This is a genomic window from Pseudolysinimonas kribbensis (assembly GCF_030161895.1).
In the GTDB taxonomy this organism is placed as follows: Bacteria; Actinomycetota; Actinomycetes; order Actinomycetales; family Microbacteriaceae; genus Pseudolysinimonas; species Pseudolysinimonas kribbensis.
This window is the reverse complement of record NZ_BSVB01000001.1, coordinates 2845741-2857987: the sequence shown is the minus strand read 5'-3', so window position 1 is coordinate 2857987 and position 12247 is coordinate 2845741. Positions and strand designations below refer to the sequence as shown.

Sequence of the window (12247 nt, the reverse complement as noted above, 5' to 3'; positions counted from 1 at the left end):
GGCGGTGCTCTACTCTGGGCTCGGTTGCCCCCGTAGCTCAGTGGATAGAGCATCCGGTTTCTACCCGGCTGGTCGGGAGTTCGAATCTCTCCGGGGGACTGGCTCCGGAGCCGCCCTCGATCTGACGCGAATGCCGGGTGCGGCGCGCTCTGACCGTGCATTCGCGTCAGATGGATGCCGTCCAGGCAGGCGGGCGGGCGCTCAGACCGCGAGCGCGAGCGCGGCGAGCACGCGCTGCACGGTGGGCACGCCCTCCGCGCGGAAGACCTCGGTGCCGTCCTCGCGGCGCACGATGACCGTGGGAGTCGCGCGGATCCGCTCGGCGGCCGCGGCATCCGGAGCGCTCGCGACGTTGCGCTCGACGACGGATGCCGCCGGAACCAGGCGCGCGGCCTCGTCGAGCACGGCCCGCGTCGCCGTGCAGGCGCCGCAGAAGCTCGAACTGTAGAGCTCGACGATCACGCCGGGGACAACGCCGGCGGGGGCCGCGGGATTCCGTGACCAGCAATACATACCAATGTTATATAAACTGGGTATATGACTTCGACCCGACGCGAGACCCTCTCCGCCCTGCTGGTCGCGAGCAACCGCCTCGTGCGGGTCGCGGCCCAGGCGACCGGCAACCGCACCCTCCGCGATCTGGCGGGCGCTCGGCATCCTCGAGAGCGACGGCCCGATGCGGGTCGGCGAGCTCGCGACCGCCTGCCGCGTCACCCAGCCCGGCATGACGCGCGCCCTCGGACAGCTGGTCGAGGAGGAGTTCGTGTCGCGCATCGCCGACACCGCCGACTCGCGCGCGTGGCTGATCCGGATCACGCCCAAGGGCACCGCGACACTGCACGCCTACCGCGCCGAGATCGGCACGGCCCTCGAACCGTTCTTCCGCGACCTCGACGACGCCGACTGGCGAGCGCTCGAGCGCGCGACCGAGTTGATGGCCGCGCGCACCGCGGTCGAGAAGGAGGCGGCCTCATGAGCACCGCACCCGCGCACGGCAACGCCACCGGCGAGACCGCCAGCATCCTGAAGCAGCCGCGCACGGTGTGGGCGATCGCGTTCGCGTGCGTCATCGCGTTCATGGGCATCGGGCTCGTCGACCCGATCCTCAAGGGCATCGCCACCGAGCTGCACGCCACCGCGACCGAGACCGAGCTGCTGTTCACGAGCTACCTCGCGATCACCGGACTCATGATGCTCGTCACGAGCTTCATCTCCAGCCGGATCGGCGCCCGCCTGACCCTGCTGATCGGCCTCGCCTTCATCGTGCTGTTCGCGCTGCTCGCGGCGCTCAGCCCGTCCGTGGAGGCGATCATCGGATTCCGCGCCGGCTGGGGCTTCGGCAACGCGCTGTTCATCTCCACGGCGCTCGCCACCATCGTGGGGGCGGCATCCGGCGGCACGAGCGCGGCGATCATCCTGTACGAGGCGGCGCTCGGGCTGGGCATCGCGGTCGGTCCGCTCGTCGGCGGCCTCCTCGGGTCGATCGCGTGGCAGGGCCCGTTCTTCGGCGTCTCGGTGCTCATGGCGATCGCGTTCGTCGCGATCCTGGTGCTCCTGCCCCGGGAGGCCCAGGGCGTCGTGCGTGAGAAGACCCGGTTCACGGCGCCGCTGCGCGCGCTCGGCAACCGCACGCTGCTGGTGCTGGCGCTCGCCGCCCTGTTCTACAACGTCGGCTTCTTCACCCTGCTCGCGTTCTCGCCGTTCGCCCCCGGGCTGAACGGGTTCACGGCGCTCGATCTCGGCTTCGTGTTCTTCGGCTGGGGCGTCGCGGTCGCCGTGACGAGCGTGTGGGTCGCACCGATCCTGACCGCTCGGATGCCGCGGTCGACGGTGCTGGCCGTCGTGCTGCCGCTGCTCGCGATCGACCTCGGGCTCGTGGGCCTGCTGGTCGCGAGCACGGTCGGGATCATCGTCTGCATCATCGTGGGCGGGCTGTTCCTGGGCGTGCTCAACACCGTTCTCACCGAGGCGGTCATGAACGCCACCGACCTGCCGCGCTCGGTCGCGTCGTCGGCGTACTCGTTCGTGCGGTTCATCGGGGCGCGGCCGCTCCCCGCTCGCCGCCGCGATCGCCGCCTGGACCGGCGACCCGGCGATCTCGTTCTACGTCGGCGGCGCGTCGGTGCTCGTCGCGACGGTGCTCATCGTCGCGGGCCGCCATCAGCTGCGCCGTATCGACGGCGGCGAGGAGACCGTGCGCGAGGAGGCCGAGGACATCGGCGTCGCCGACGCGGCCTGAGCGGCACGCATCCGATCGACGTTTCGCCATCGGATGCGTGCCGCGCGAGCGCGATCGGATGGCGAAAGGCTCAGGGAAGGGGCGCGATGTGCTCGCGCACGATCACCTGCGCGGGGCGGGTCGTCGGGGTGCGCCGCTAGAGTCGGGGCATGGCAGCGCACGACGTCCTCGTCTGGATCGACTGCGAGATGACCGGCCTCGATCTGTCGATCGACGAGCTCGTCGAGGTCGCCGTCGTGGTCACCGACTACGACCTCAAGCCCTCGACCCCGGCTTCTCGATCGTCATCAAGCCGGATGCCGAGGCCTTCGAGCACATGAGCGACTTCGTCGTCGCGATGCACACGACCTCCGGGCTCATCGACGAGATCCCGCACGGCAAGAGCCTCGGCGAGGCCGAGTACGAGGTGCTCGAGTACATCCTGAAGTTCGCACCCGACGCGCAGTCGGCGCCGCTGGCGGGCAACACGATCGGCACCGACCGCTCGTTCCTGGCGAAGTTCATGCCGCGGGTCGACCAGCACCTGCACTACCGCAGCGTCGACGTGTCGTCGATCAAGGAGCTGGCCCGCCGCTGGTACCCGCGTGCCTACTTCCAGGCGCCCGCAAAGAACGGCGGACACCGGGCGCTCGCCGACATCCTCGAGTCGATCCGCGAGCTCGACTACTACCGCCGCATCCTCTTCGTCACCGAGCCGGGACCGAGCTCGGAGCAGGCCCAGGAGGTGTCGGCCGCGACCACCGCCGCGTGGGCCGACCAGCTGCCGGCGCACGCCCCGCACGACTGAGCGTCACCGGCCCGCGTCCGCGAGGCGCCCGTTCGGCGGAACACGCACGTCGCGGCCTCGCGGCGCGCGTCGCGGAGCCCGCGCGGTGCTCTACAATCGTGGGGTTGCCCAGCCACACGTGGGAGGGCGCATGGTGGATGTAGCTCAGTTGGTAGAGCACTGGCTTGTGGTGCCGGTGGTCGCGGGTTCGAGCCCCGTCATCCACCCCACGATGTCACTGACCCAGCCGGACGAGGCCCTCGAGGAGCGCGAGCTCTTCGAGCCCGACCGCGCCTGGAGCACCGTCGTGTGGAACGATCCGGTGAACCTCATGACCTACGTGACGCACGTCTTCCGCACCTACTTCGGCTACCCCCGCCGGGAGGCCGAGCGGCTCATGCTGCTCGTGCACCACGAGGGCCGGGCGACGGTGGCGTCGGGCCCGCGCGAGGAGATGGAGCGGCACACCGAGGCGATGCACGAGTTCGGGCTGTGGGCGACCGTGGAGCGGATCTGATGCGGAGCGAGACGCGATGAGGGTGCAGCGCCGGCGCGGCGACATCGTCGTGGGGCTCGACGCGGTCGAGCGCGACCTGCTCGCCTCGCTCGCGACCCAGTACGACGAGGTGCTGCACGACGACGAGGGTGACGACGCCGTGCACGACCGGCTGTTCCCGGTGGCGTACCGCGACGATCCGGACGCCGACGACGAGTTCCGCCGGTACACCTACGAGGGCCTCGTCGAGCGCAAGAGCGCGAACGCGGGCCGGATCGCGGCATCGATCGCGGCGGCGGGCGACGGGCGCATCCTGCTCGACCCGGATGCCGTCGGCGCCTGGCTGCCGGCGCTCACCGACCTGAGGCTCGTGATCGCCGAGCGGCTCGGCATCCGGCACGACGACGACACCGTGCCCGACGACCAGCTCGGGCAGGTGTACCACTGGCTCGCCGAGCTGCAGGCGCGCCTCGTCGACGCCGTCGATCGCTGAGAGCGATGCCGCTCGACGTGGATGCCGAGGCCTTCGAGGCCCTCGTCGTCGAGGAGCTCGACGCGCTGCCCGATGAGATGGTCGACGGGCTCGAGAACGTCGTTTTCGTGTGCGAGGACGCGCCGGAGGACGGGTCCGACATCCTGGGCGAGTACCAGGGCGTCGACCTCACGCGCCGCGACCGCTACGGGTTCGGCGAGCTGCCGGATCGCATCGTGCTGTTCCGGCTGCCGCTGCTCGCGTACTGCCGCGACCTCGACGAGCTGCACGACGAGGTGCACGTCACGCTCGTGCACGAGATCGCCCACTACTTCGGCATCGACGACGACGAACTCCACCGCCTCGGCTGGGGGTGAGGCGCGCGAGTGACCGGCCAGGTGACGTCGGCATGGAGGTGCGGGTGCTCGCGGGCGGCGAAGGCGGCCTCCTGGCGGGCCCAGCGGTCCCAGTGGGGGCGTAGGCGTCGCCGTCGCGGGCGAGCGCGCGGCGGCGGCGCGAGGCGGCATCCAGCTCGACCCAGACGCCGAGGGTGGCCAGGCGCCGGGCGGCGCGGCTGAGGGCGCCGCAGCCCTCGACGACGAGGGGGCGGGCGGGGTCGACCGGATGCCAGATCCCGGGCTGCTGGGTGGTCCAGTCCCAGCCCCGCCATCCCGGATCCTCCGAGCGCAGTACGTCCGCCACGACGGCGGCGCTCCCGGCCTCCAGGCCGTCCCACCCGGGGTAGATGTCGTCGAGGCTCACGAGCTGGGCGCCGAGGGCCGGCGCGAGCCGCTCGCCGAGGCTCGTCTTGCCCGCCCCCGAGCCGCCGTCGACGAGCACCACCGGGCGCGGAACCGCCGCCGCCCGTGCGACGAGGTCCTCGAACGAGGTGACGAGCTCAGGCACCGACAACTCAGGCACCGACGAACCTCCAGGTGCCGAGCGCGACGGCGAGGCCGATCGCGAGCGCCGTGACGACGACACCGGTCCCCGCGAGCACGAGGTCGCCCGCCCCGAACCGCGACGCGCGCGCCCAGGTGCGCGGCCCCGGGGCGCCGAAACCCCGGGCTTCCATCGCCGTCGCGAGCTTCGTTCCACGACGCACCGCGAGCACGAGCAGGGCGATCGCCTGTCCGAGCGCGCGCCGGATGCGGCCGCGGTCGGCGATCCCGCGCGCCCGGCGGGCGAGCGCGAGGTCGCGCCAGTCGGCCACGAGCAGCCCCACCAGCCGGAACGCGGCCAGCGCGCCGAGCACGAACCGCGCCGGCAGGTGCAGCCGCTGCGCGAGGCCGTCCGCGAGGTCGGTCGGGTCGATCGTCGCGAGCAGCAGGATGCCCGGGATGCCGATCGCCAGCACGCGCAACCCGACCGCCGCCGCGAGCGCGAGCGATCCGCTCGTCACCGTGACCGGCCCGAGCGCGAGCAGCACGGCCCCTGCGTCGACCCCGTAGAGGGCCGTCGTGATCGCCGCCAGCGCCCCGGCCACGACGAGCGGGATGCTGCGCCGCGCCACGGCGCCGAGCCCCACCCGGGCGAACGGCGCGAGCACGAGCACGGCGACGAGCACCACCCCCGCCGACACCACGTCGATGGAGAGCACGAGCGCGACCGTCACGAGCAGCGCGACGCCGAGCTTGGTGACCGGATTGACGCTCACGCGGTCACCGCCGCCCGGCCGAGCTCGAGCCGGGCGTCGGCGAGGGCCGCCACGAGCTCCGCATCGTGGGTGGTCGTCACGATCGCGGTGCCCGCGCGCAGCAGCTCCGCGAGCAGGGCGACGAGCTCGGCCCAGGTGACCGCGTCCTGCCCGAACGTCGGCTCGTCGAGCACGAGCACGCGGGGCCGGCCGGCGAGCACCGCACCGACGGACAGCCGGCGCTGCTCGCCGCCGGAGAGCGTGTGCGGCTGGGCGTCGGCGAGCGCGCCCAGGCGCAGCCGCTCGAGCAGCGGGTCGATGCGCGCGGCGAGCTCCGCGCCGCGGAGGCCGAGCGCCCGCGGGCCGACCTCGAGCTCGGCGCGCACCGTGGGCGCGACGAAGGTGTGCGCCGGCTCCTGGAACACCGTGCCGATGCGGGTGAGCAGTTCGCGGGACCGCCAGCGCACCGGGCCGGGGCCGAGCCCGGCGGCGAGGGCGGGCGCCGCCTCCACCGCGCCCGCGACCGGCGGCAGCAGGCCCCCAGGGTGAGGGCGAGCGTCGTCTTGCCGGAGCCGTTCGGGCCGGTCACCGCGAGCGCCGATCCCACCGACACCGTGGTCCGGACGCCGCCGGCGGCGATCGCGGCGCCGCGCCCCACGCTCAGGTCGCGCGCCGAGAGCAGCGTCTCGCCGGCCGCCCAGTCGCGCACCGGATGCGCCGGCGGCCGGCCGGGAACCCAGACGCCCGCGGCCGCGAGTTCCGCGCCGCGCGCGGTCAGCACGGCATCCGGAGCACCGTCGGCCACCACCCCGGCGCCCGCCTCGAGCACCACCACCCGATCGACCACGTCGAGCCAGGTCGCGACCCGGTGCTCGACCACCACGACCGTGGCGCCCGTCTCGGCGGCGATCCGCGCGACCGCGTCGCGCACCTCGATGACGCCCTCGGGGTCGAGGCTGGCGGTCGGTTCGTCGAGCAGCAGCAGCCCGGGGCGCATGGCGAGCACCGCCGCGAGTGCGAGCCGCTGGCGCTGACCGCCGGAGAGCGCCGCGGTCGAGGCGTGCAGCGGCAGGTCGAGCCCGACCATCCGGAGCGCCTCGGGCACCCGGCGGCGGATCTCGTCGACCGGCACGCCGAGGTTCTCGCAGCCGAACGCGACCTCGTCGCCCACCCGCGCGAGCACGGTCTGGGCGTCGGGGTCCTGCAGCACGAGGCCGGCGCGTCCGCGGGCGGCGGCGGGCGATATCCCGTCGATCGTCAGCTCGCCGGCGGCGTCGCCCTCCTCGCCGTCGGCGCCGAGCACGCCCGCGAGGGCGGCGAGCAGCGTGCTCTTGCCCGCGCCCGACGGCCCGAGCAGCAGCACCCGCTCCCCGGCTCGATCGCCAGGTCGAGGCCGGTGAGCGCGGGCGCGCCCCGGCCGGCGTGCCGCCAGCCCCAGCCCCGGGCGCGGACCGCGACGCCGCGAACGCCGCCGCCGCTGCCGCTGCCGACCGTGGTCAGCGCGACCTCCCGGCGGGGAAGCGCGAGAGCGCCCCGGTGCGTGCGAGCGCCCGCACGGCGAACCACGCGAGCAGCCCGCAGATCGCCCCCGACAGGATCGTCGTGCCGATGTAGACGCTCTTCGCCGCGGCATCGAGCGCGACCACCGACGAGCTCAGGAAGCTGTCGAGCACGCCCTCCGCGATCCCGGTGCCGACACCCGCGAGCACGGCGATCCACCACGAGCCGAGCCGGTACAGCACGATCGCGAACACGATCTCGGCACCGAGGCCCTGCACGATGCCGGAGATCACCGTCGTGAAGCCCCACTGCGACCCGATCGCCATCTCGACGATCGCGGCGAGCAGCTCGACGAAGATCGCGGCACCCGGCTTGCGGATCACCAGCCCGCCGAGCACGCCCGCGAACAGCCACAGGCCGTTCAGGATGCCGAACAGGCCGGGCGAGAACGCGAGCGGGGTCGAGAGCGGGGTCCATGCGATCCCCCACGCCCAGAAGACGACCCCGCAGGCGACGCCGAGCACGGCGGCCACCACGATGTCGACGACGCGCCAGCGGGCGACGGTGCGGATGGGAAGAGCTGCTGCGGTCATGCGTGCCTCCGGATCGGTCGGCACGGGTTTCGAGATGCCTCCCTGCGCCGGCATGATCCGGATCAGGTTCGACGGTCGGAGCTTGGATCAGCTCCTCTCAGCCCGGCACACCGGACTCCCGTGTTCGACGCCGATCCTACGCGTGCGCGCGCCCCACCGCGCGCGGCGCTACGCGGCCGAGGCGACGTCGTCGACGAAGCCGACCGCGACGTACTCCAGCTTCGAGAAGTCGACGGTCGCGTCGTTCGCCGCGGAGTTGTCGATGACGTACGCGATGTTGACGGCGAGGTCGCGCATGCCCGACGTGAAGTTCTGGCCGACGAACCGCGCGCAGACGATGATGCCCTGCACGATGACGAAGTCGCCCCGCTCGTCGCTGCCGCGCAGCGACGGGTCCGCCCGGTTCACGTCGAATCCGGCCGGCGTGCGGTACTTGAGCGGGTGCTCGAACCGGGCGAGCAGGTAGTCTGGTCGATCGGAGCCCGGGATGACGCGCAGGGCGTCGGCGCGCAGCGGAAGCGCGGCCTCCAGCTCCGCCGGTCCGATGTCGAGACGGGTCAGGACGAAACCGGGCATGCCGACAGCGTGCCAGATTCAGCGGGCCAGGCCGAGCGCGAGTCCCCGCCGGCGCACCCGGCCGCCCCAGCGCACGCCCTTCATGACCGGGTAGATCGCCGCGAACACGACCATGGGGGCGCGCAGGGCCGGATTGGCGATCCCGTGCGCGTCGTAGGTGCGCTCCCACCGGCGCACGTAGCTGGCGTAGTCCCGGGGTTGTCGTCGAGGCGCCGCGCGCTCATGCCGGCGACCATGTCCGAGCTGTAGACGACGCGGTGCCCGCGACGCTGCAGGTGGATGCTGAGGTCGATGTCCTCGTGCATCTCGTCGTTCGCGTCCCGGCACGCGACGCCCCGGATGTCGCGCCAGGCGCTCGCACGGATCGCCATGTTGCTGCCGAACACGAAGTGGTAGTCGCGAGCGAGACGCAGGATCGCGCGGCGCAGCGCGTCGTCGGCGTGATGCCCGAGCCGCTGCAGCGGCATGTCGTAGTAGATCATCGGGCCGGTCGCGGCATCGACGGTGCCGTCGGCGAAGATCCGGCGCACCTCCTGCACCCAGTCCGGCTCGATCACCGAGTCGGCGTCGATGCGGCCGATGACCTCGCCGATCGCCTGGTCGAGCCCGAAGTTGCGCGTCGGCACGAGACCCTGCTCGGCGTCCTGGCGGAAGATCCGCAGCGGCGCGTCGGGGAACTCCGCCCGCAGCGACTCGAGCACGGCGAGCGTGGAGTCGGTCGAGCGGTTGTCGACGACGAGGATCTCGTCGGCCGGCTCCGTCTGATCGATCGCGGCGACGACGCAGGCCCGGATCCGCTCTTCCTCGTTGAAGGCGGGGATGACGATCGAGACCGTCGGCCCCCGGCTGGTGGCATGGCGCCAGACTAGCGGCAGGGAGTCCGCCGAGCGCCAGCCGGGACCTCTAACCCCAGGGCTGCGTCACGTGGGCGCGCATCCACGCCAGCGGATCCTCCGGCGTGCCGGACGCGTCCAGGATGCCGAAGTGCAGATGCGTCCCCGTGCTCTCCCCGGTGTCGCCGACCCGGCCCACGATCTCCCCGGGTGACGTGGTCGCCGACGGCGAGGTGCAGCGACCCCGCGATCATGTGGCCGTAGACGCTCGTGACCGTCTCTCCGTTCACGTCGTGCCGGATCATGACGTGCTCGCCCAGGTCGCCGAAGAACCCTGCCTTCACGACGGTGCCGTCGGCGATCGCGGCGATCGGGGTGCCGGCGCCGGGCACGAGGTCGACGCCGCTGTGCATGCTCGAGCAGCCGCCGCAGGGCGGGATGCGCCGGCCGAACCCGCTGCTCATGCGCGTCGCCGGGTCGATCGGCCACTGCACGAGGGTGATCGAGGTCATCGTGACCCCGTCGCGGGGTGCGACCCGGATCGGGTCGGTGTGCGCGGCGAGGTCGAGGTGCTGGGATGCCGCATCGAACCGGGCGTGCTCGACGACGGAGGCGAAGGCCGGCAGCGCGACGACGGTCGTCCCGGCGGCGATGAGCACCGCCGTGAGCGAGGCGCCCGCGATGGACAGCAGGACGGAACGGGACAAGGGAGGTCTCCGGGGGTCGGGCGCGGCGTGCGCGGGGGCGCGCAACGCGGCACGCCGATTCGGGTTCGGGCCCACACGGAGGCCGCACACGGCGCGATCCACGACTGCACCGGAGCCTCCGGAGCCGAATCATTGATTTCCGATGTTTCTGGGCGGTCCCTGGCAACGGCATCCGGGCCCCGCCCCCGACACGGCGGCGTTCGAGAGCGGCGGCTAGCGTGATCGGAATGCAGGCGGCATCCACCCCTACCCCCTCCCCGATCTGGCCCGGTACGGCCTACCCGCTCGGCGCGACGTTCGACGGCAACGGCACCAACTTCGCGCTCTTCAGCCAGGTCGCCGAGGGCGTGCAGCTGTGCCTGATCGCCGAAGACGGCACCGAGACCCGCGTCGACCTGACCGAGGTCGACGGCTACGTCTGGCACGGCTACCTGCCCGGGGTCCAGCCCGGGCAGCGCTACGGCTACCGGGTGAGCGGCACGTGGGATCCGGCGACCGGTCAGCGCTGCAACCCGGCCAAGCTGCTGCTCGACCCGTATGCGAAGGCCACCACCGGCGACATCCGGTGGGGGCAGTCCATGTTCGGCTACACCTTCGGCAGCCCCGAGCAGCGCGACGACTCCGACAATGTCGCCGACACGCTGCACGGGGTCGTCATCAACCCCTTCTTCGACTGGACCGGCGACCGCGCCCCGCGCACCCCGCTCGCCGAGACCGTGATCTACGAGGCGCACGTCAAGGGACTCACGCAGCAGCATCCGGACGTGCCCGAGCATCTGCGCGGCACGTACGACGCGATCGCGCACCCGTCGGTCATCGCCCACCTGCAGAAGATCGGCGTGACCGCGGTCGAGCTCATGCCGGTGCACCAGTTCGTCGACGAGGGCAACCTGCAGGACAAGGGCCTGCACAACTACTGGGGCTACAACACGATCGCGTTCTTCGCGCCGCACGCGGCCTACGCGGCATCCGGCCGGCTCGGCCAGCAGGTGCAGGAGTTCAAGGGCATGGTGCGCGCCCTGCACACCGACGGCATCGAGGTGATCCTCGACGTGGTCTACAACCACACGGCCGAGGGCAACCATCTCGGCCCGACGATCTCGATGAAGGGCATCGACAACGCCGCCTACTACCGGCTCGTCGACAAGACGCCCGAGTACTACATGGACTACACGGGCACCGGCAACTCGCTGAACGCGGGCGACCCGCGGGCGCTGCAGCTCATCATGGACTCGCTGCGCTACTGGGTGACCGAGATGCACGTCGACGGGTTCCGGTTCGACCTGGCCTCCACGCTCGCGCGCGAGTTCTACGACGTCGACCGGCTGTCGACCTTCTTCGAGCTCGTGCAGCAGGACCCGGTGGTCTCGCAGGTCAAGCTCATCGCCGAGCCGTGGGATGTGGGGCCGGGCGGCTACCAGGTGGGCAACTTCCCGCCGCAGTGGGCGGAGTGGAACGGCAAGTACCGCGACACGGTGCGGGACTTCTGGCGCCGCGAGCCGGGCACGCTCGGCGAGTTCGCCTCCCGCATCACCGGGTCGAGCGACCTGTACGAGGACACCGGACGACGTCCCGTCGCGTCGATCAACTTCGTCACCGCGCACGACGGCTTCACCCTGCGCGACCTCGTCTCGTACAACGGCAAGCACAACGACGCCAACGGCGAGAACGGCAAGGACGGCAACGACGACAACCGATCGTGGAACTGCGGCGCCGAGGGCCCGACCGACGACGCCGGCATCAATGCCCTCCGCGGCATGCAGCAGCGCAACTTCCTCGCCACGGTGCTGCTGAGCCAGGGCGTGCCGATGATCCTGCACGGCGACGAGCTCGGACGCACGCAGGGCGGCAACAACAACGGCTACGCGCAGGACAACCCGATCACCTGGGTCGACTGGGCGCACGCCGACCAGGCGCTCATCGAGTTCACCGCGGCCGTCGTGCGGCTGCGGCGGGAGCATCCGACGTTCCGGCGCAGCCGGTTCTTCGACGGACGGCCGGTGCGGCGCGGCGCGGGTGAGCCGGTGCCCGACATCGTGTGGCTGAAGCCGGATGCCGAGATGATGACGCCCGAGGACTGGGAGGCCGGGTTCGGGCGCACGATCGGGGTGTATCTGAACGGGCAGGGCATCCACGGGATGGACGTGCGCGGCCAGCGGATCAGCGACCGGCACTTCCTCGTCTACTTCTCCGCCCACGACGAGGACGTGCAGCTCACGCTGCCCGACGCCGATTACGCCGACGAATGGGACGTCATGATCGACACCTCGGGCGAGCGCGTGGGGGGCGACACGCTCATGGCGGGCGCGCCGTGCGCCGTCGGCGCGCACTCGCTGCTCGTGCTCTGCGAGCACCGACCCGATGCGCCGACCGACGATGCGGTGAGCCCGGAGCTCGCCGTGAGCACCCCGCAGCGCACGGCCTGATCC

General features: G+C 72.2%; 12 protein-coding genes, 2 tRNA genes, 3 pseudogenes and 1 riboswitch. Of the genes and pseudogenes, 9 read left to right on the top strand and 8 right to left on the bottom strand.

Annotated features, from left to right (window positions below):
- The first annotated feature begins 26 nt into the window (after window positions 1-26).
- Window positions 27-100 (top strand) — tRNA-Arg (locus QQK35_RS15750).
- A gap of 101 nt (window positions 101-201) precedes the next feature.
- On the opposite strand, the gene QQK35_RS15745 is transcribed toward QQK35_RS15750, so the two are convergent.
- Window positions 202-462 carry a thioredoxin family protein gene (locus QQK35_RS15745; RefSeq protein WP_284254997.1) on the bottom strand — a complete coding sequence of 87 codons (261 nt, stop codon included), beginning with the start codon at window positions 460-462 and terminating at the stop codon, window positions 202-204.
- 175 nt (window positions 463-637) lie between these two features.
- Here QQK35_RS15745 and QQK35_RS15740 point away from each other — a divergent pair, with 175 nt between their 5' ends.
- The 7 genes and pseudogenes from QQK35_RS15740 to QQK35_RS15710 all read left to right on the top strand — a co-directional run bounded on the left by QQK35_RS15740 (window position 638) and on the right by QQK35_RS15710 (window position 4350).
- A complete protein-coding gene (locus QQK35_RS15740; RefSeq protein WP_284255734.1) occupies window positions 638-976 on the top strand; it encodes a MarR family winged helix-turn-helix transcriptional regulator in 339 nt (112 codons plus the stop codon).
- Window positions 973-2239, top strand: a pseudogene (locus tag QQK35_RS15735) (MFS transporter). The gene QQK35_RS15740 and the pseudogene QQK35_RS15735 overlap by 4 nt, the downstream one beginning before the upstream one ends.
- A 149-nt stretch (window positions 2240-2388) precedes the next feature.
- Window positions 2389-3026: pseudogene (gene orn / locus QQK35_RS15730) on the top strand (oligoribonuclease).
- Window positions 3027-3159: 133 nt separating this feature from the next.
- A tRNA-His gene (locus QQK35_RS15725) sits at window positions 3160-3235 on the top strand.
- Window positions 3236-3237: 2 nt separating this feature from the next.
- On the top strand, window positions 3238-3522 hold the full coding sequence (gene clpS, locus QQK35_RS15720) for an ATP-dependent Clp protease adapter ClpS (protein ID WP_284254996.1): 285 nt from the start codon (window positions 3238-3240) through the stop codon (window positions 3520-3522).
- Window positions 3523-3538: 16 nt separating this feature from the next.
- Entirely contained in the window at window positions 3539-3994 is a 456-nt protein-coding gene (locus tag QQK35_RS15715) for a DUF2017 family protein (protein WP_284254995.1), read from the top strand.
- Window positions 3995-3999: 5 nt separating this feature from the next.
- Window positions 4000-4350: a metallopeptidase family protein gene (locus tag QQK35_RS15710; protein WP_284254994.1), complete on the top strand. Its 351-nt coding sequence runs from the start codon at window positions 4000-4002 to the stop codon at window positions 4348-4350.
- Here the strand turns inward: QQK35_RS15710 and QQK35_RS15705 are convergent.
- The 7 genes and pseudogenes from QQK35_RS15705 to QQK35_RS15675 form a co-directional block, all read right to left on the bottom strand.
- A complete protein-coding gene (locus tag QQK35_RS15705) occupies window positions 4277-4879 on the bottom strand; it encodes a nucleoside/nucleotide kinase family protein (protein ID WP_284254993.1) in 603 nt (200 codons plus the stop codon). The genes QQK35_RS15710 and QQK35_RS15705 overlap by 74 nt on opposite strands.
- 7 nt (window positions 4880-4886) lie before the next feature.
- Window positions 4887-5630: an energy-coupling factor transporter transmembrane component T family protein gene (locus QQK35_RS15700; RefSeq protein ID WP_284254992.1), complete on the bottom strand. Its 744-nt coding sequence runs from the start codon at window positions 5628-5630 to the stop codon at window positions 4887-4889.
- Window positions 5627-7109, bottom strand: a pseudogene (locus tag QQK35_RS15695) (ABC transporter ATP-binding protein). Before QQK35_RS15695 ends, QQK35_RS15700 begins: the two are co-directional and overlap by 4 nt.
- Window positions 7106-7756, bottom strand: coding sequence for an ECF transporter S component (locus QQK35_RS15690; protein ID WP_284254991.1), 651 nt, complete (start codon window positions 7754-7756; stop codon window positions 7106-7108). The pseudogene QQK35_RS15695 and the gene QQK35_RS15690 overlap by 4 nt, the downstream one beginning before the upstream one ends.
- Window positions 7725-7825: riboswitch (TPP riboswitch) on the bottom strand. (Overlaps the previous gene by 32 nt.)
- Before the next feature lie 45 nt (window positions 7826-7870).
- A complete protein-coding gene (locus tag QQK35_RS15685; RefSeq protein WP_284254990.1) occupies window positions 7871-8278 on the bottom strand; it encodes a hypothetical protein in 408 nt (135 codons plus the stop codon).
- Between the two features lie 80 nt (window positions 8279-8358).
- Complete coding sequence (locus QQK35_RS15680; RefSeq protein WP_284255733.1) at window positions 8359-9072, bottom strand: glycosyltransferase family 2 protein; 714 nt, start codon at window positions 9070-9072, stop codon at window positions 8359-8361.
- Between the two features lie 71 nt (window positions 9073-9143).
- Window positions 9144-9818 carry a M23 family metallopeptidase gene (locus QQK35_RS15675; RefSeq protein WP_284254989.1) on the bottom strand — a complete coding sequence of 225 codons (675 nt, stop codon included), beginning with the start codon at window positions 9816-9818 and terminating at the stop codon, window positions 9144-9146.
- A 227-nt stretch (window positions 9819-10045) separates the two neighbouring features.
- On the opposite strand from QQK35_RS15675, the gene glgX reads away from it, so the two are divergent.
- A complete protein-coding gene (gene glgX / locus QQK35_RS15670; protein ID WP_284255732.1) occupies window positions 10046-12244 on the top strand; it encodes a glycogen debranching protein GlgX in 2199 nt (732 codons plus the stop codon).
- Window positions 12245-12247 lie beyond the last annotated feature (3 nt).

What these genes read in the sequence shown, in the direction of transcription:
- clpS (WP_284254996.1), top strand. Translation starts at nt 3,238, where the DNA reads ATGTCACTGACCCAGCCGGACGAGGCCCTCGAGGAGCGCGAGCTCTTC.
- QQK35_RS15715 (WP_284254995.1), top strand. Translation starts at nt 3,539, where the DNA reads ATGAGGGTGCAGCGCCGGCGCGGCGACATCGTCGTGGGGCTCGACGCG.
- QQK35_RS15710 (WP_284254994.1), top strand. Translation starts at nt 4,000, where the DNA reads ATGCCGCTCGACGTGGATGCCGAGGCCTTCGAGGCCCTCGTCGTCGAG.
- QQK35_RS15690 (WP_284254991.1), bottom strand. Translation starts at nt 7,756, where the DNA reads ATGCCGGCGCAGGGAGGCATCTCGAAACCCGTGCCGACCGATCCGGAG.
- QQK35_RS15685 (WP_284254990.1), bottom strand. Translation starts at nt 8,278, where the DNA reads ATGCCCGGTTTCGTCCTGACCCGTCTCGACATCGGACCGGCGGAGCTG.
- glgX (WP_284255732.1), top strand. Translation starts at nt 10,046, where the DNA reads ATGCAGGCGGCATCCACCCCTACCCCCTCCCCGATCTGGCCCGGTACG.